Annotated in this window: 16 protein-coding genes; 5 read left to right on the top strand and 11 right to left on the bottom strand. The window is 53.4% G+C overall.

Annotation, left to right across the window (positions count from 1 at the left end; genetic code table 11):
- Window positions 1-11: 11 nt before the first annotated feature.
- A complete protein-coding gene (locus CRO19_RS10325; protein WP_097095753.1) occupies window positions 12-986 on the top strand; it encodes a GGDEF domain-containing protein in 975 nt (324 codons plus the stop codon).
- A 39-nt stretch (window positions 987-1,025) separates the two neighbouring features.
- Here CRO19_RS10325 and CRO19_RS10320 read toward each other — a convergent pair whose 3' ends face one another.
- Window positions 1,026-2,048 carry an alpha/beta fold hydrolase gene (locus tag CRO19_RS10320; RefSeq protein WP_097095752.1) on the bottom strand — a complete coding sequence of 341 codons (1,023 nt, stop codon included), beginning with the start codon at window positions 2,046-2,048 and terminating at the stop codon, window positions 1,026-1,028.
- 315 nt (window positions 2,049-2,363) lie between these two features.
- Between CRO19_RS10320 and CRO19_RS10315 the strand changes: the two genes are divergently transcribed.
- A complete protein-coding gene (locus CRO19_RS10315) occupies window positions 2,364-2,858 on the top strand; it encodes a helix-turn-helix domain-containing protein (protein ID WP_097095751.1) in 495 nt (164 codons plus the stop codon).
- A gap of 105 nt (window positions 2,859-2,963) precedes the next feature.
- Here the strand turns inward: CRO19_RS10315 and yfaU are convergent, their stop codons facing one another.
- From yfaU to CRO19_RS10285, 6 genes are all read right to left on the bottom strand, one after another.
- The gene (gene yfaU, locus CRO19_RS10310; RefSeq protein ID WP_097095750.1) at window positions 2,964-3,764 is read right to left on the bottom strand and encodes a 2-keto-3-deoxy-L-rhamnonate aldolase; all 801 of its coding nucleotides are present in this window, start codon (window positions 3,762-3,764) and stop codon (window positions 2,964-2,966) included.
- 13 nt (window positions 3,765-3,777) lie between these two features.
- Window positions 3,778-5,064 (bottom strand): MFS transporter, encoded by a 1,287-nt coding sequence (locus tag CRO19_RS10305; protein ID WP_097095749.1) that lies wholly within the window; start codon window positions 5,062-5,064, stop codon window positions 3,778-3,780.
- Between the two features lie 49 nt (window positions 5,065-5,113).
- Window positions 5,114-6,316, bottom strand: coding sequence for an L-rhamnonate dehydratase (gene rhmD / locus CRO19_RS10300; RefSeq protein ID WP_097095748.1), 1,203 nt, complete (start codon window positions 6,314-6,316; stop codon window positions 5,114-5,116).
- Window positions 6,317-6,329: 13 nt separating this feature from the next.
- Complete coding sequence (locus CRO19_RS10295; RefSeq protein WP_097095747.1) at window positions 6,330-7,112, bottom strand: IclR family transcriptional regulator; 783 nt, start codon at window positions 7,110-7,112, stop codon at window positions 6,330-6,332.
- A gap of 178 nt (window positions 7,113-7,290) precedes the next feature.
- Complete coding sequence (locus tag CRO19_RS10290; RefSeq protein ID WP_097095746.1) at window positions 7,291-7,827, bottom strand: DUF1640 domain-containing protein; 537 nt, start codon at window positions 7,825-7,827, stop codon at window positions 7,291-7,293.
- Window positions 7,828-7,990: 163 nt separating this feature from the next.
- On the bottom strand, window positions 7,991-8,992 hold the full coding sequence (locus CRO19_RS10285) for a GlxA family transcriptional regulator (RefSeq protein ID WP_097095745.1): 1,002 nt from the start codon (window positions 8,990-8,992) through the stop codon (window positions 7,991-7,993).
- A gap of 100 nt (window positions 8,993-9,092) precedes the next feature.
- Here CRO19_RS10285 and CRO19_RS10280 point away from each other — a divergent pair, with 100 nt between their 5' ends.
- Window positions 9,093-9,788 (top strand): cysteine hydrolase family protein, encoded by a 696-nt coding sequence (locus tag CRO19_RS10280; RefSeq protein ID WP_097095744.1) that lies wholly within the window; start codon window positions 9,093-9,095, stop codon window positions 9,786-9,788.
- Here CRO19_RS10280 and CRO19_RS10275 read toward each other — a convergent pair whose 3' ends face one another.
- Together CRO19_RS10275 and CRO19_RS10270 are read right to left on the bottom strand one after the other, a co-directional pair.
- Window positions 9,789-10,136, bottom strand: coding sequence for a hypothetical protein (locus CRO19_RS10275; RefSeq protein WP_097095743.1), 348 nt, complete (start codon window positions 10,134-10,136; stop codon window positions 9,789-9,791). It abuts the gene before it with no gap.
- A gap of 74 nt (window positions 10,137-10,210) precedes the next feature.
- Entirely contained in the window at window positions 10,211-11,395 is a 1,185-nt protein-coding gene (locus tag CRO19_RS10270; protein WP_097097631.1) for a BaiN/RdsA family NAD(P)/FAD-dependent oxidoreductase, read from the bottom strand.
- A gap of 241 nt (window positions 11,396-11,636) precedes the next feature.
- Between CRO19_RS10270 and pitA the strand changes: the two genes are divergently transcribed.
- Window positions 11,637-13,136, top strand: coding sequence for an inorganic phosphate transporter PitA (pitA, locus tag CRO19_RS10265; protein ID WP_141400270.1), 1,500 nt, complete (start codon window positions 11,637-11,639; stop codon window positions 13,134-13,136).
- 167 nt (window positions 13,137-13,303) lie between these two features.
- Here the strand turns inward: pitA and uspB are convergent, their stop codons facing one another.
- Window positions 13,304-13,639, bottom strand: coding sequence for a universal stress protein UspB (gene uspB / locus CRO19_RS10260; RefSeq protein ID WP_008108136.1), 336 nt, complete (start codon window positions 13,637-13,639; stop codon window positions 13,304-13,306).
- 418 nt (window positions 13,640-14,057) lie between these two features.
- On the opposite strand from uspB, the gene uspA reads away from it, so the two are divergent.
- Window positions 14,058-14,495 (top strand): universal stress protein UspA, encoded by a 438-nt coding sequence (gene uspA, locus CRO19_RS10255; protein WP_097095741.1) that lies wholly within the window; start codon window positions 14,058-14,060, stop codon window positions 14,493-14,495.
- Between the two features lie 194 nt (window positions 14,496-14,689).
- Here uspA and rsmJ read toward each other — a convergent pair whose 3' ends face one another.
- The gene (rsmJ, locus tag CRO19_RS10250) at window positions 14,690-15,439 is read right to left on the bottom strand and encodes a 16S rRNA (guanine(1516)-N(2))-methyltransferase RsmJ (protein WP_097095740.1); all 750 of its coding nucleotides are present in this window, start codon (window positions 15,437-15,439) and stop codon (window positions 14,690-14,692) included.
- Window position 15,440 lies beyond the last annotated feature (1 nt).

Raw genomic sequence — 15,440 nt, 5'->3', positions numbered from 1 at the left:
AGAGTAACGCGATGAAAGCACCTGCACTGCCTGCGGACGAGTCACATCGTTTGGCCCAGTTACGTGCGCTCAACATTCTGCATACCCCGGCAGAAGAGCGTTTCGACCGTTTAACCCGTCTTGCCCGTCGTCTGTTTGGCGTGCCGGTAGCGCTTGTCAGCCTGCTGGAAGAGGATCACCAATGGTTCAAATCTATTGCCGGGACGAGCGCAGCAACGGCTCCGCGTAGTACCTCGTTCTGCGGCCACGCTATTCTGCAAGATGATGTAATGGTTGTAGAAAATCCTTTCGAAGATGAGCGCTTCCATGATAACCCGCTGGTAAAAGATGACGACAACCCGATACGCTTTTATGCCGGTTGTCCGCTGCGTACGCCAGCAGGCGCTAAAGTCGGCACGCTGTGTTTGATTGATCACCACGCTCGCCAGTTTAATGCGGACGATATCCATACGCTGCGCGATTTGGCCGCCATGGCCGAAGCAGAATTAGTGGCCTTTCAAACCGCTACCTCCGATGAACTGACGCAAATTACTAATCGCCGCGGCTTTATGACGCTGGGCCAACTGGCGCTGAATGAGTGCCAGCTGAAGCAATTACCGGCGAGCCTCACCTTCCTCGACCTTGACCGCTTCAAAGTTATCAACGATACGCTGGGCCACCGCGAAGGCGATCGGGCGCTGATGGATTTCGCCGATGCCATGAAAGTGAGCTTCCGCCATGCGGATATCTTTGCCCGTTTAGGGGGCGATGAGTTTGTGGTGTTGTTCAACGGCTTACAACAAGCCGATGCGGAACAGGTGCTGGCGCGCTTTGATCGCTTCCTGCAACAGCAAACCCAGAATTTGGATCGCCGCTACGCGCTGCACTTCTCGTCGGGCATTGTCGAGTTTGATCCCGATCAGCCACAATCGCTTGAACAGCTGCTGGAAGGCAGTGATGAGCGGATGTATGCCGCTAAAAACGGCAAAAAGAAGTTCAGCTCGTGACAAGCAGGTCGCCATGATAGCGACCTGCTTGTTCGACCACTATTTGCGCGCTAAATCCTCGAGCAACGTCTGATTAAACTTCTGCGGCTCTTCCATTTGTGGGGCGTGTCCCATGCCGGGGAATTCGATCAGGCGAGCGCCTGGGATCATCTTCGCCACCTGCTTGCCCAGCACATTGTAATGCCCCAGTTTAGCTTTCACTTCTGGCGACGCGATATCGCTACCAATCGCCGTGGTATCGGCGGTGCCAATCATCAATGTGGTCGGCACGTTAAGATCTTTAAACTCGTAATAAACCGGCTGAGTGAAAATCATGTCGTAAAGTAGTGCCGAGTTCCACGCCACCTTGTTATGGCCCGGTCCACTGTTTAATCCAGCCAGCATATCGACCCATTTGTCATACTCGGGTTTCCATTGGCCGCTGTAATAAGTCTGTTGCTCATACTTCTTAATGCCCGCCGCATCCAGCTTGAGTTCGCGCTGATACCATTGATCCACCGAGCGCCACGGTGCGCCCTTCGCTTTCCAATCCTCGAGACCGATAGGGTTAACCAATACCAGTTTCTGCGTTTGCTGCGGATACATCAGCGCATAGCGGGTTGCCAGCATGCCGCCAGTGGAATGCCCAACAATCACGGCATTATTGATGCCGAGCTGCTGCAGCAGTTGATGGGTGTTTTGTGCTAATTGCTGGAAGGTATATTGGTAGTTAGCCGGTTTGGTTGAACTACAGAAACCTATCTGATCCGGCGCGACGACGCGGTAGCCTTGCTGGCTCAGCGCTTTAATGGTGTCATCCCAGGTTGCACCGCAGAAGTTCTTGCCGTGCATGAGCACCACGGTTTTACCGTTCGCCTGATGCGTTGGCTTGACGTCCATGTAACCCATGCTCAGCGTCTGCTGCTGCGAAGAGAAGGTAAAGTGCTGCAGTGGAAAGGGATAACGAAAACCTTCCAGCTGTTCACCATACACATTAGCGGCCAAAGCAGGCGCTGCTCCGCATAACGCGGCCGATGCCAGCACCACGGCAAGTGACTGTTTTGGCTTGAAACGAAACCCCATATTGCCACTCCTTAACGTGAAAACCTTCAGTCTGGCACGTAAATCATGGTTAAGTATTGATGGAGTGTGCCGCAGTACCCATCGGCTTTACTGTTAAATATGACCAGACGATGCAGAATTTGAGTTAATAATAACCTCCGTTATTACATTATCTATTCAACATCACCACAACATAAAAACGTTTAGCTTCACGAAAAACAAGACCGGTCTTGATGACAAATAATAAAACAGCCAAATTATAAGAAAACTTTACATTAATTGCAGATTGGAAAGATTAATTAAATTACACTCTATAAGTGTTTATGGAGGATGATGATGACACAGCAAAAATACAATGAAGGGGTTATTGATTCGGTGACCGAATGGATTATGGCCAATCTGGATCAACGTTTAAGCATCGATGATATCGCATTGAAATCTGGCTATTCCAAATGGTATTTGCAGAAAATATTCGCGCGCTATCACAATGAAACGCTGGCTCGCTATATTCGCAAAAAGAAGCTTGCACACTGTATCAATGACTTGAAATACAGCAATGCACCGATAATCAGCCTGGCAGTGAAATACCATTTTGAAAGTCAGCAATCATTCACTCGATCTTTTAAACACGTATTAGGCTGCACGCCGCTTTCTTGCCGCAAACGACAGCTTGGTGCCGAAGCACAGCAAGCGCTGCGCGAAAGTAGCGATCCCTGCGCAATCTGTCGGCAGAAAGGATTTGATGCGACGGAAAATAACAAAGAGATCCTCACTCCCGTGAAGCGTAATGAGAAATTCCCGCCTCGCATTAGCTGTGCAATTCGCTATTAAACCATTCCCGGATTTATTAACGCTTTTTGGCATGCCTCTATCTTTATTCGTCAACGTTACGCATTATTCGAGCAAAAAAACGGATGGCGAACCATCCGTTTTCATTTAGTAGTTCGATTTATTCGGTGCGATTAAGATATTTTTAAAATGAGCTAACCGATTATCCAGCGCCTCGGTGTAAAGCATGGTATCAACGCCGACCGCAACAAAATTGGCTCCCCAACTGATGGCACGTTCGGCCATGGCGGGATTCACTGCCAGAAAGCCCGCGGCTTTTCCTGCGCTGCGGATGCGTTTAATACTTTGCTCAATAATCTTCTGTACCTCAGGATGACTAGCATTATCGGGATAGCCCAATGAAGCGGAGAGATCCGCCGGTCCGATAAATATGCCATCCACCCCGTCGACTTCCAGTAAAGCATCCAGATTTTCAATGGCGGTTTTACTCTCGGCTTGAATCAGCAAGCACAGCTCGTCATTGGCGCGCGCCATATAATTTTCCACACGTCCCCAGCGAGCCGCACGCGCCACTGCGGCCCCCACGCCACGCGTGCCATCAGGTGGATAACGCGTCGCCTTGACCAGCGCCCGTGCCTGTTCGGCAGTATCGATCATGGGCACCAGCAGCGTGCGGGCGCCAATATCCAATACCTGCTTAATCAGCGCAGTCTGGCATTCCACCGGGCGAATCACCGGCTGGCTGCGATAAGGCGCAATGGCCTGCAGCTGATGATAAAGATCCTTTACGGTATTAGGCGCATGTTCGCCATCAATCAGTAACCAGTCGTAGTCGCTGGTCGCGGCAATTTCGGCCAGATAAGACGATGTGCTGCTAAGCCACAAACCTATCTGCGTTTCGCCTTTGGCCAATCCGGCTTTAAAGGGATTTTTTAACGGATCCTGCATACTTCCTCCTCATTCAGTGGCTTGCCTGCTGAGACTGTGGTAACTGACGTTCCACTTTCAGGCTGAGAATAATTATTGAGCCGACGGCGGCGATCAGCGCCAGCGCCAATAATCCGGCACTGCTGCTGTTGAATTGCATCTCTGCGTTAACGCGAATCAACGGCGCAAGGAATCCGCCAATGGCACCAAACAAATTGACGAAGCCGATGCCGGCCGCCAGCGCGGTACCGGAAAGCAGCTGTGTCGGCATGGTCCAGAACACCGGCTGTACCGCGATGAAACCCACCGCCGCCACGCTAAGTGCAACGATGGCCAACAACGGCGAGACTAAGCCGGAAAGACCAATACCCGCGGCCGCAGCCAGCAAAGTGAACGCGGCAATACGACGCCGTTCACCGCTGCGATCGGAATAACGCGGAATTAACCAGGTACCAAACAGCGCCGCAACCCAGGGAATTGCGGCCACCAGCGAGGCGAGAAAGCCGACTTTAGTACCTAGCAACGCGGCGACCTGTGAAGGCAGGAAGAAGATCAGGCCATACACCGCAATCTGAATGGTCATGTAGATGATCGCCAGCTGCCAGACACGCCCATTACGCAGCGCATCGCGCAGATGCGAGGTGGGCTTTTGCTGCTCCTCATTTTCAAGCTGACGCCGCAGCGCCTGCTTTTCATCAGCACTGAGAAAGCGCGCTTTGGCTGGCGTGTCATCAATGTAACTAAAGGTGAAAATACCGGCGGCTACCGCCAATAATCCTTCAATGATGAACATCCAGAACCAGCCCGGATGCCCCAGCACGCCGTGCATTTCCAGCAGCGCACCCGAGAGTGGCGATCCCAGCGTCAGCGCCAGCGGCGCCCCCATATAAAACAGGCCCATCACGCTGGCACGCTGCTGTTGTGGGAACCACAGCGAAGTCAGATAGATCATGCCAGGAAAGAATCCTGCTTCCGCGGCACCGAGCAAGGTGCGTACCAGCAGAAATTTGGCTTCGGTATCGGCAAACGCCATCGCCGCCGAGAGAAATCCCCACAACAGCGTGGTTCCGCCAATCCAGCTGCGGGCTCCAAAACGTCGCATCAGCAAATTGGCCGGCACGCCGAGCAGCGCATATACCACGAAGAAAATCCCGGCCCCTAAGGCGAAGGCTTCATTGCTTAAGCCGGTATCGAGTTGATAAGCCTCTTTGGCAAAGCCGATATTGGCGCGATCGAGAAACGCCAGCACGTAGAGCATTAACATGAAGGGAATGAGACGGGCGCGGTTCTTCTTCACCGCGCTAAGCACCAGATTATCCATTGGGCAAGCCCTCACAAAGGGCTGCGGCTTTTAACCGCAGCCGGTGCAATTAGTGTTGATAAGGACGTTTCAGACCATCGCGATTAAGCTCCACGCCGAAGCCAGGCTTATCCAGTACCGATTTATGTATACGGCCTTTTACCGGTACCGGTTCGTTGATTAACAACGGATCGAACTGCGGACGCAGGGTGCTGCAATCTGGGCTGGTCATCAGGAATTCACTGAAGGGGCTGTTAGTGAAGGTAATGACAGCGTGATGCGAGTAAACCGAGGAGCCATGCGGCACCACCAGTTGACCGCGTGATTTAGCCAGCGCCGCCACCTCAACCAGCGTGGTCAGGCCGCCACACCATCCGACATCCGGTTGCAAAATATCAATGCCGGTTTCTGCCAGAGTACGAAACGATTGCAAGGTGCCGTGGTGTTCGCCGCTGGTGATCAACATGCCGTGCGGCGCTTGCTGTTTCAGCTGGGCATAACCTTCAAACTGCTGCGGCGGTAAGCACTCTTCTAGCCACTTCACGTTATACGGCGCGCACGCATGCGCCAGTTTGGTCGCGAAATTCACGTCCTGGCTCATCCAGCAATCGAGCATTAGCCAGAAATCCGCGCCGCAGGTCTCACGATAGTGGGCAATGCGCGCCACCTCTTTACGAATCCCCTCGTCGCCATCGTGCGGGCCCCACTGCACCGCCATTTTGCCGCCGATAAAGCCCATCTTCTGCGCCAGATCCGGACGTGCTCCGGTGGCGTAGAATTGCAGCTCATCACGCACCGCGCCGCCCAGCAGTTTGTAAACCGGCAGATCGGTGACTTTGCCGAACAAATCCCATAGCGCCAAATCAACACACGAAATGGTGTTCATTACCAGGCCACCCGAGCCAGCGTAATACATAGTGGCATTCATCATCTGGTCATGAATCAGTTTGATATCGCTAACGCAGCGCCCTTCCAGGAAGCGGTTAAGATGCTTTTCAACGATAAAGCAGCCCATTTCGCCGCCGGTGGTGATGGCAAAACCGGTTTGGCCATTATCGGCCTCCACTTCAACAATCAGCGTGCCCAACACGTTGATACCGAAAGACTGCCGTGACTGCTCGTACTGTTTATATTTGCTCATTGGCGTGGCGACATGGTCGTCAATCCAGTGGTTGGCACCTTGATCGTGATAATCGCCGCCGGCAGCGGCTTTATCGGCGGTAGCGCCACCCGCAAAGTAGGCGCGAACGGTTTTAATCTTGGGTAGGGACATGTTCTTCTCCTGGTTACGAGGCTTGTTTTTCCGTTGGGCTTCGCCAGCCCAGCAGTCGTGAAATATCGCGGGCGCAGGCAATCGCCAGGCCTGCAAGGTAATCGCGCTTGTCGTCATCAATGTCGAGGCGGGTGCCTACCAGTGAAATGGCGGCGACCAACTGCTCGCGGGCATTGAAAATCGGCGCCGCCACGCAGCGCACATCGGGATAATCTTCACCGTTATCAAAGCTCCAGCCCTGACGGCGTATACGTGCCAGCTCAGTGCGCAAAGCGTCGGCGTTGCGGAGCGACGTTGGCGTCACGGCAACAAAACGTATGTCGTTAATGATGCGTTCCTGCTCTTCGGGGCGTTGCCAGGCGAGCAGGCATTTACCAATGCCCGAGCGATAGAGCGACAGACTTTTACCTTCGTGCGAGCGCACGCTGATGGTGGCAGCCGATTCGAGCTTGAGGATGTAACAGGCATGGCCGCCTTCGAGGATGCCGAGGTGGCACAGCAGATTGGTTTGCTGCATCAGTCGGGTGAGGCGTGGACGCGCGATATCGCGAATATCCATGTTGTGCAGAGCGTGTCCTGCCAGCTCCACCAGTCGCGTCCACAGGCAGTAGTTGTTGTTGCGATCGACAGTGATCAGACGCTGTTTCTTCAGTTCGGCGAACAGCAGATAGGCACTGCTTTTAGGCAGTGCCAGCGTTTCTATAATCTCAGCGGCGCTACACGGTCCGTGCTGCGCAATAAAGTTGAGAATGGCAATAGCGCGCGTCAGGGCGGGAACAGGCGTAACTTCCAACATGCTGGACTCCAGTCTGATTATCTGGAGGGCAGTGTTGTGGTTTTAGGCGGCCATAAGTGTGCGCCGCATCAAATTACCGGGTCTAGAGAAGGTATGAAGGCCGTGCGAGTGCGGGAATGTGAATCGCGCCGCGCTGTGAGTACAGCCGACTGTACTTAACACCCCAGCGCGCGAAAATTTACGAGAAGATGTATTTAACTGACGCGATCACCATGGAGGTGGCCATTACCATCAGTAAGCGTTTGATCCAGCGCATGTCGGTTTTTAATGCAGAGACGTCGGCTTTCAGTTGTTTGACATCAGCTTTAAGTTCACCAATATCTTTTTCCATCGCGTTGAGCCGCGTTTCAACTGCGAACAGGCGCGTGTTCAGCTCCTGTATTGCACCGCTCAATCGATGATCCAGCTCTTTGATGGCTTTACTCAGCCGATCATCCAGTTCTTTAATTGCTGCACTCAGCCGAAGGTCCAGCTCTTTAATTGCTCCACTCAGCCGATCATCCAGTTCTTTAATTGCTCCACTCAGCCGAAGATCCAGCTCTTTAATACTCCCGGAAATCCCTTCTCCAACCTTCATTAAATCCGCGCGTGACAGCGCATTGTCCTGCTGCATTTCAGTAAAGATTTCAACCATCGCTTCGGCTTGTTGATCGCTGACGCCAGCCAGCTGCAACGCTTTAAAAGCTTTATGAGTATTCATCATCGCGAGTGTCATCCGTGAAGCTCCTGAGTTGATGTGACGCGTCTGTCAGACATCATGCCCAGCGAGCAATTATTGCACCATGTGACTGTTTATATTTTGCGCTGAACCGCGAAAAATATCAATTAGTACAACAAGTAACGTGCAATGTGATGCGAGAGAGCTCGCAAAATGTTCATCAGGATCTGCCGCGAAAGGTTTTGCGATATTGCAGTGGGGAGGTATTCAGCTGCTTCTTAAAATGACGGCGCAGCATCAGCGGCGAGGAGAATCCGGCTTTTTCAGCAATCAACTCCACCGGTTGATCGGTTTTCTCCAGAAAACGCTGTGCCAGGGCCAGGCGTTGATTCACTAACCAAGCGCTAAAACAGCCACCGGTGGTTTGGTTGAAGCGGCGGGTAAAACTGCGGCGGCTCATCAGCGCTTTCTCTGCCAGCTGCTCGAGCGTTAGCGCCTGCTGCAGGTTTTCCGTTGCCCAACTCAGCGCTGACATAAAGCGATCGTTGCCCGCGGAGTGATACACCGGCTGCTCAATATACTGCGCCTGTCCGCCCTGCCGATGCGGCGGCACCACCAGCATACGTGCGACGCTATTGGCCACATCAACGCCGCACTGCTCGCGCACTAAATGCAGACAGCAATCAATACTCGCCGCGGTACCTGCCGACGTCACAATCTGCCCTTCGTCGATATAGAGCACGTCGCGGTCAATCGCTACGTCGGGATAGAGGCGTTCGAAATCCGCCATCCAGCGCCAATGCGTGGTAGCGCGACGCTGACTGAGCAAACCAGCGGCACCAAGCACAAAGGCGCCAAGACACAGACCTACCACTTGCGCGCCCCGCTGCGCGGCCTGTTGTAAAGCCTGCAGTAACGCTGGAGGAGGTTGTACCGCCGGATCGCTCCAGCTCGGCACCACCACCATATCGACATCGGCGAGTTGTGCGAGTCCATGTTCGGCAACAATCGAAAAACCGCTGTTGGTTTTTAACGGACCGGGATGCGTAGCGCAGATCATCAATTGATAGCAAAGCGAGCCATCGTCCTGTTCCGCTTTCTCAAAGACCGCGCAAGGCACAGAAAGATGGAAAGGGATGATGTCGTCGAACACCACGATGCCCACCTTAATCGGCGATGCCGCGCCTGGCGTTTTTGGCGCAAATTGAACGCTATTTGTCATCCGCTGTACTCCTTCACTCACGACGAAATCGCCATACTGCATCCCATCGGAAGCCGCACGAGTCTTCTCTAACCACGACATCATTACAGGATTATTACTCATGAAAAATATTTTAGCTTCAGGAACCTTAGCACTGGCCATGGCGATTTCCGGCAATGTATTTGCTGACGAACGTCAGGCAAGTAAAGCCCCGACGATTCGCACCATGAGCGGTGCCACGGCGACAACGGCGCTCATTGCAAAGCAGACGGCGGTGATCGTCATTGATATCCAGAACGAATATTTTCCAGGCGGGAAAATGCCGATACCTGATGGTATGAAGGCATTGCAAAACAGCAAACGCATCGTCGAGTTCGCTCACAAAAACAATATGCCGGTGTTCTTCGTCCAGCATTTAGGGGAAGCCGATGGCCCGCTGTTTGCGAAAGGCAGCCGTTTCGCTGAGTTCCATAAAGATTTGCAGCCGGGCAAAGAAGACCGCGTGATCGGCAAAGCCACACCAAGTTCATTTGTTGGCACCGATCTACAGCAACAGCTGGATGCACTGGGTATCAAGCAGCTGATCGTTACCGGCCTGATGACCCATATGTGCGTCTCATCCACCGCGCGTGATGCGGTGCCGCTCGGCTACGCGGTCATCATTCCGGAAGATGCCACGGCCACACGCGATCTGGCGACCTGGGATAACAAGGTGGTCGATCATAACGTGTTGCAGCAGGCGGCACTGGCGGGTGTTGCCGATGTGTTCGCGGAGATTAAAACCACTGACCAGGTTCTCGCGCTGCCGGTAAACTAATTACTGCACCGGCTGGCCCGGTAACAGTTTCTCTGATAATAAACGGCGGCAGGACAGGCTTTCCTGCCGCGCCTGCTGCTGCTGTTCTGGCGACAAATCCTGCCAAATGGTTTGCAGATGTTCGGCCAAACCCGCCTGGAAGTGAATCTTCTGCAACGCGTAATCGGAATTGCTACCTTCGATAATTTGCTGCATATCCTTCGGCGTATTCCCGCGCCCGTCGTGCGTCAGCGTACAGAACATGGCGATGTAGTAGCCTTTATCTTCGTCACTGTAGTGCGGCATCAGCCACCAGACAGCGGCGCTGATAACAATGAGCAACGGCAGAAGAAATTTGATTTTTAACATGAAGGGCGTCACCCGCTGAAGAGTAAAGCGCGCGATAGTAGCAGATTGCGTGCGTGCGGCCTATTCAGCACGCATTAAAGCGCCTGCGCGCACGCCCAGGCCGAGCTCCACGCCCACTGGAAGTTATAGCCGCCCAGCCAGCCGGTGACATCCACCACTTCACCAATAAAGAACAGCCCCGGCACATCGCGTGCTTCCATGGTTTTTGACGATAGCTGCGTGGTATCCACGCCGCCCAGCGTCACTTCAGCGGTACGGTAGCCTTCGGTGCCGTTCGGCTGCACGCGCCAATGATGCAATGTGTTAACCAGCTCGCTCTGCTGCTTGCTATTCAGCTGTTTCAGCGTGACGTCGGGAATCTGCTTGAGTTCCTGCAGCACTTCCACCAGCCGTTTTGGCAGAATCTTCGCCAGGCTGTTTTTCAGGCTGAGATTAGGATGAGCCTCGCGCTGCACATGAATAAAATCATCCAGCGAGGTGACCGGTGACAAATCAATGGTGACGAATTCGCCAGGCTGCCAGTAACTGGAGATTTGCAACACGGCCGGGCCAGACAAACCGCGATGGGTAAACAGCATCGCTTCTTTAAATAAGGTGCCGTCCTGTGCCGTAATGGTCGTGGGCAATGCCACGCCGGAAAGGGTATTAAGCTGCTCCAGCAAGGGTTTATGCAGCGTGAAAGGCACCAGCGCCGCACGCGTGGGGAACACTTTCAGGCCGAACTGCTCGGCGACTTTGTAGCCGAACGGTGTGGCACCCAAGCCCGGCATCGAGAGTCCACCGCTGGCAATCACCAGTTTTTCAGCCTGCACCGCCGCGCCATTAAGCTGCAAAGTGTAGCCGTTGTCATCGCGCTCCACGCTCAACACTTCACTGCGTAAGCGCACTCTCACCTGCCCGGCTTCACACTCTTTCAGCAAGAGATCGACAATCTGCTGCGCCGAATCATCGCAGAACAACTGGCCGAGGGTTTTCTCGTGATAGGCAATGCCATGGCGATTGACCAGATCGATGAAATCCCACTGGGTATAACGCGCCAGCGCCGATTTGCAGAAGTGGGGATTGTGCGACAGGTACGCCGCCGGCTCAGTGTGCATATTGGTGAAGTTGCAGCGGCCACCGCCCGACATCAAAATTTTGCGCCCCGCTTTCTTGCCGTTATCCAGCAGCAGCACGCGACGGCCCAATTGCCCTGCCTGCGCCGCGCAGAACATGCCGGCTGCGCCTGCACCAATAATGATAACGTCAAACTTTTCCACTGCTTTATCCGCCTTGCCTGAAAGGCGCTGATTGTAGAGATCTGTGGCTTTCAGCGCTAGGGTCAAAAAAATGCCGTAAATGTGTCATAATGTAACTCGCTAATTTATAGATGGTTTCACCTTAATTTTTAGGGTGGATGACAAATTTAAGACAATAAAGAGCTATATTTTTCTTTCATATCGCGCACGTTGTCGCAGATAATGCGCCGCGTTCATGTCCTCCCAAAATGGCGTAACGTTTATGCTACATCTGTTTGCTGGTCTCGACCTCAGTACCAGCCTGTTACTGATTCTTGCTCTGCTGTTTGTATTGTTTTACGAAGCAATCAACGGTTTTCACGACACTGCTAACGCGGTTGCGACTGTCATTTACACCCGTGCGATGCGGGCGCAACTGGCGGTTGTCATGGCTGGCGTTTTCAACTTTTTAGGTGTTTTGCTTGGTGGATTGAGCGTGGCTTATGCCATCGTTCACATGCTTCCGACCGATTTGCTGTTGAATGTCGGTTCGGCCCACGGCCTCGCCATGGTCTTCTCCATGCTGCTCGCCGCGATTATCTGGAACCTTGGCACCTGGTATTTAGGTTTGCCGGCGTCCAGTTCTCACACATTGATTGGCGCTATCATCGGTATTGGTCTCACCAACGCCCTGATGACCGGCACCTCGGTGGTTGATGCACTCAACCTGCCGAAAGTCATCAATATCTTCCTGTCCCTGATTCTTTCGCCGATTGTCGGTTTGGTGATTGCAGGCAGCCTGATTTTCCTGCTGCGTCGTTACTGGAGCGGAACCACTAAGCGTTCGCGCATCCACATGACACCCGCCGATCGTGAAAAAATTGATGGCAAGAAAAAGCCACCGTTCTGGACGCGCATTGCTCTTATCGTTTCAGCGATTGGCGTGAGCTACTCACACGGCGCGAATGATGGGCAGAAAGGCATTGGTCTGATTATGCTGGTGCTGATCGGCGTGGCGCCGGCGGGCTTTGTGGTGAATCTGAATGCATCAGGTTATGACATCACGCGCACGCGCGACGCGGTAAACCATCTGGAACAGTATTATCAGCAACATAACGACTCGCTGGCGCATATGGTGCAGCTTGCACCGCCTGTTGTGCCAACGCCGGAAGAGTCAGTCGGCGGCCCGCAGGAGTTCCATTGCGATAGCAGCCGCGCGTTGCAGGCCATCGATCGTGCGCAGCTGCTGCTGAATAACTTGCAGAGCTACGATCAGCTGTCGGTTGATCAACGCGGTCAAATGCGTCGTCTGTTGCTGTGCGTTTCAGACACCGTAGATAAAGTCGCCAAGCTGCCGGAAACCAGCGCCGACGATAAGCGCTTCCTCAACAAGCTGAAAGGCGATTTGCTGGGCACCATTGAGTACGCGCCTATCTGGATTATTGTTGCCGTTGCACTGGCACTGGGCATCGGTACCATGATTGGCTGGCGTCGCGTGGCTACCACTATCGGTGAGAAAATCGGTAAGAAAGGCATGACCTATGCGCAGGGTATGTCAGCGCAGGTGACGGCCGCGCTGTCGATTGGCGTGGCCAGTTACACCGGTATGCCGGTTTCCACCACGCACATTCTGTCGTCGTCGGTGGCCGGTACCATGCTGGTCGATGGCGGTGGATTGCAGAGTCGCACCATCAAAAATATCGCCATGGCGTGGGTATTCACGCTGCCAGTGTGTATTTTGCTGTCGGGTTCGCTCTACTGGATTGCGCTGAAATTAATTTGATGGATACCCTAAATAATTCGAATTGCAGGAAGGCAGCAAGTGGGTGAATCCCCAGGAGCTTACTGAAGTAAGTGACTGGGGTGAACACACGCAGCTAACGCAGCTGCAACTCGAAGTATGACGGGTATGGGGGCGACAGCGATGTCGCCCTTTTTTATTGCCGTTATTTATTGCCAGATTGCCATCGCAATCAGGCTGACAACCACCAAAAAACAGAGCCCGCTGGTCAGCACGAACTGCCCGCGCACGCGTTCGCAGCGGCGAATAAATTCGTCGTCATGATGATCGTGATAGCGCTTTTCCCAGATATAGCGCACCAGCCGCACCTGCTTGCTCGGCTGACCGTGTGAAGTAAAGAAACCCGCGCCATCCACATATTGATATAACAGCGGATCGCAACCGCGCAAAACGGCCAATAGTGAGCGCAAAGAAGAGAAGTAGCGCGCCATATTCACCAGACAAACCACACACAGAGCCCAAAAAAGCGCGATAGTGCTGATCATGTTCCCCTCCCGGCTGGAGCCGCAACGACGTCAAACGCAGCGGGGAATTGCTGTAGACGCCGCACGGGAAATAAACCAGCCACTGAATGATTCCGATTGCATTGTTGTTATGCGAACCTGAGTGCGCAACGCATATCGCTGTGGCACTTATTTTCAGTGTAGGAGATCTGTTCAATTTTTTTCCAGCGATGATTTTCGTTCAGTGCGAGTGAAAAACCCGATAACGCTTGATCTTCCTCACAAGCGAACTTTCGCTTGCAGCATTTGTTAACAACTCTGGCTATACTCAGGGCATAACAAGAACCGCCTGCAAGGCTGAAACTATGGTTGGTGGCGCTTCATCGCCGTTTGGCGCAAAGGACATCGCCTACCGTGAAAGCAGGAAGATCGCCCCCAAATCTTGAGAAGGAGTTTTATCATGGCTTATAAACACATCCTGATTGCAGTAGACCTTTCCCCGGAAAGCCAGTTGTTAGTCGATAAAGCCGTTTCGCTGGCCCGCCCTTACGATGCGAAAATCTCGCTGATCCACGTTGATGTTAACTATTCTGACCTGTACACCGGGCTGATTGACGTTAACCTGGGCGACATGCAAAAACGCATCTCTGAAGAGACGCACACCGCACTGAAAGCGCTTTCGATCAATGCCGGTTATCCGATCAGTGAAACGCTGAGCGGCAGCGGCGATCTTGGCCAGGTGCTGGTGGACGCGATTAAGAAATATGATGTGGATTTGGTGGTGTGTGGTCACCATCAGGACTTCTGGAGCAAGCTGATGTCATCAGCGCGCCAGTTGATTAATACCGTGCATATCGACATGTTGATCGTGCCGCTGCGCGATGAAGACGAAGAGTAAACCATAGGGTCGGCATTCATGCCGTAATGCCGCTCACTTAAGCAAAAAAATGCCTGTTTATGCAGGTGCGCATGAATGCGCACCCTACGAAAACCCGGCAATATCCACGTAGGGTCACCATTCATGGTGACCGATTCATGCTTAACTGACGAGCATTACGGCATTCATGCCGACCTTTTTCAATACCGCACGATCTACACCAGCGGCGGATAAATATCAAAACGATGGCTTTTGGTCACCACCGCATCTTGCGTCACCACGCCTGCTAACGGTGGCGCGTAGTCCGGACGTTTCACCACAATGCGTTTCTTCGCCAGCTGCCGCGCCGGTTCCAGCAGCGCATCGGCATCTTCATCGGGCCCCACCAGCGACTGAAACACGCGCATCTCTTTCTTCACCATCGCGCTTTTCTGCCGATGCGGATACATCGGATCGAGATACACCACATCCGGTGCAGGCGTGATATCACTGAGCGCCTGCTGGCTCACTACGTGCAGTAGCGTGAGCCGCTCACGCAGCCAGCCGCCGATTTCCGCATCCTCATAGCCACGGCGCAATCCATCCTCCAGCAGAGCCGCTACCACCGGATGCCGCTCAAGCATGCGCACACGGCAGCCGAGCGACGCCAGCACAAAGGCATCGCGTCCTAAACCTGCGGTTGCATCAATCACATCAGGCAGATAGCCACTTTTGATGCCCACCGCTTTCGCTACCGCTTCGCCACGACCGCCACCAAACTTGCGCCGATGCGCCATGGCACCTGACACGAAATCGACAAAGATGCCGCCCAGTTTCGGCTCATCCAGCTTACGCAGCTCAAGGTGCTCAGACGTTAAAACCAGCGCCATCGTTGCCTGTTGGTCTGATTGCAAACCCCAGCGCTGCGCCAAATGTAATAAGGCGCCGTCTCCGGCGCCTGTTTCATCGATTAAACCAATTTTCACA

Origin of the sequence: Candidatus Pantoea floridensis (genome assembly GCF_900215435.1) — a bacterium.
Taxonomy (GTDB): domain Bacteria; phylum Pseudomonadota; class Gammaproteobacteria; order Enterobacterales; family Enterobacteriaceae; genus Pantoea; species Pantoea floridensis.
The sequence above is the reverse complement of the archived record's forward strand: the minus strand, read 5'-3'. Positions and strand labels throughout refer to the sequence as shown.

Coding starts and splice junctions, on each gene's coding strand:
- CRO19_RS10325 (WP_097095753.1), top strand. CDS start 12: ATGAAAGCACCTGCACTGCCTGCGGACGAGTCACATCGTTTGGCCCAG.
- CRO19_RS10320 (WP_097095752.1), bottom strand. CDS start 2,048: ATGGGGTTTCGTTTCAAGCCAAAACAGTCACTTGCCGTGGTGCTGGCA.
- CRO19_RS10315 (WP_097095751.1), top strand. CDS start 2,364: ATGACACAGCAAAAATACAATGAAGGGGTTATTGATTCGGTGACCGAA.
- yfaU (WP_097095750.1), bottom strand. CDS start 3,764: ATGCAGGATCCGTTAAAAAATCCCTTTAAAGCCGGATTGGCCAAAGGC.
- CRO19_RS10305 (WP_097095749.1), bottom strand. CDS start 5,064: ATGGATAATCTGGTGCTTAGCGCGGTGAAGAAGAACCGCGCCCGTCTC.
- rhmD (WP_097095748.1), bottom strand. CDS start 6,316: ATGTCCCTACCCAAGATTAAAACCGTTCGCGCCTACTTTGCGGGTGGC.
- CRO19_RS10295 (WP_097095747.1), bottom strand. CDS start 7,112: ATGTTGGAAGTTACGCCTGTTCCCGCCCTGACGCGCGCTATTGCCATT.
- CRO19_RS10290 (WP_097095746.1), bottom strand. CDS start 7,827: ATGACACTCGCGATGATGAATACTCATAAAGCTTTTAAAGCGTTGCAG.
- CRO19_RS10285 (WP_097095745.1), bottom strand. CDS start 8,992: ATGACAAATAGCGTTCAATTTGCGCCAAAAACGCCAGGCGCGGCATCG.
- CRO19_RS10280 (WP_097095744.1), top strand. CDS start 9,093: ATGAAAAATATTTTAGCTTCAGGAACCTTAGCACTGGCCATGGCGATT.
- CRO19_RS10275 (WP_097095743.1), bottom strand. CDS start 10,136: ATGTTAAAAATCAAATTTCTTCTGCCGTTGCTCATTGTTATCAGCGCC.
- pitA (WP_141400270.1), top strand. CDS start 11,637: ATGCTACATCTGTTTGCTGGTCTCGACCTCAGTACCAGCCTGTTACTG.
- uspB (WP_008108136.1), bottom strand. CDS start 13,639: ATGATCAGCACTATCGCGCTTTTTTGGGCTCTGTGTGTGGTTTGTCTG.
- uspA (WP_097095741.1), top strand. CDS start 14,058: ATGGCTTATAAACACATCCTGATTGCAGTAGACCTTTCCCCGGAAAGC.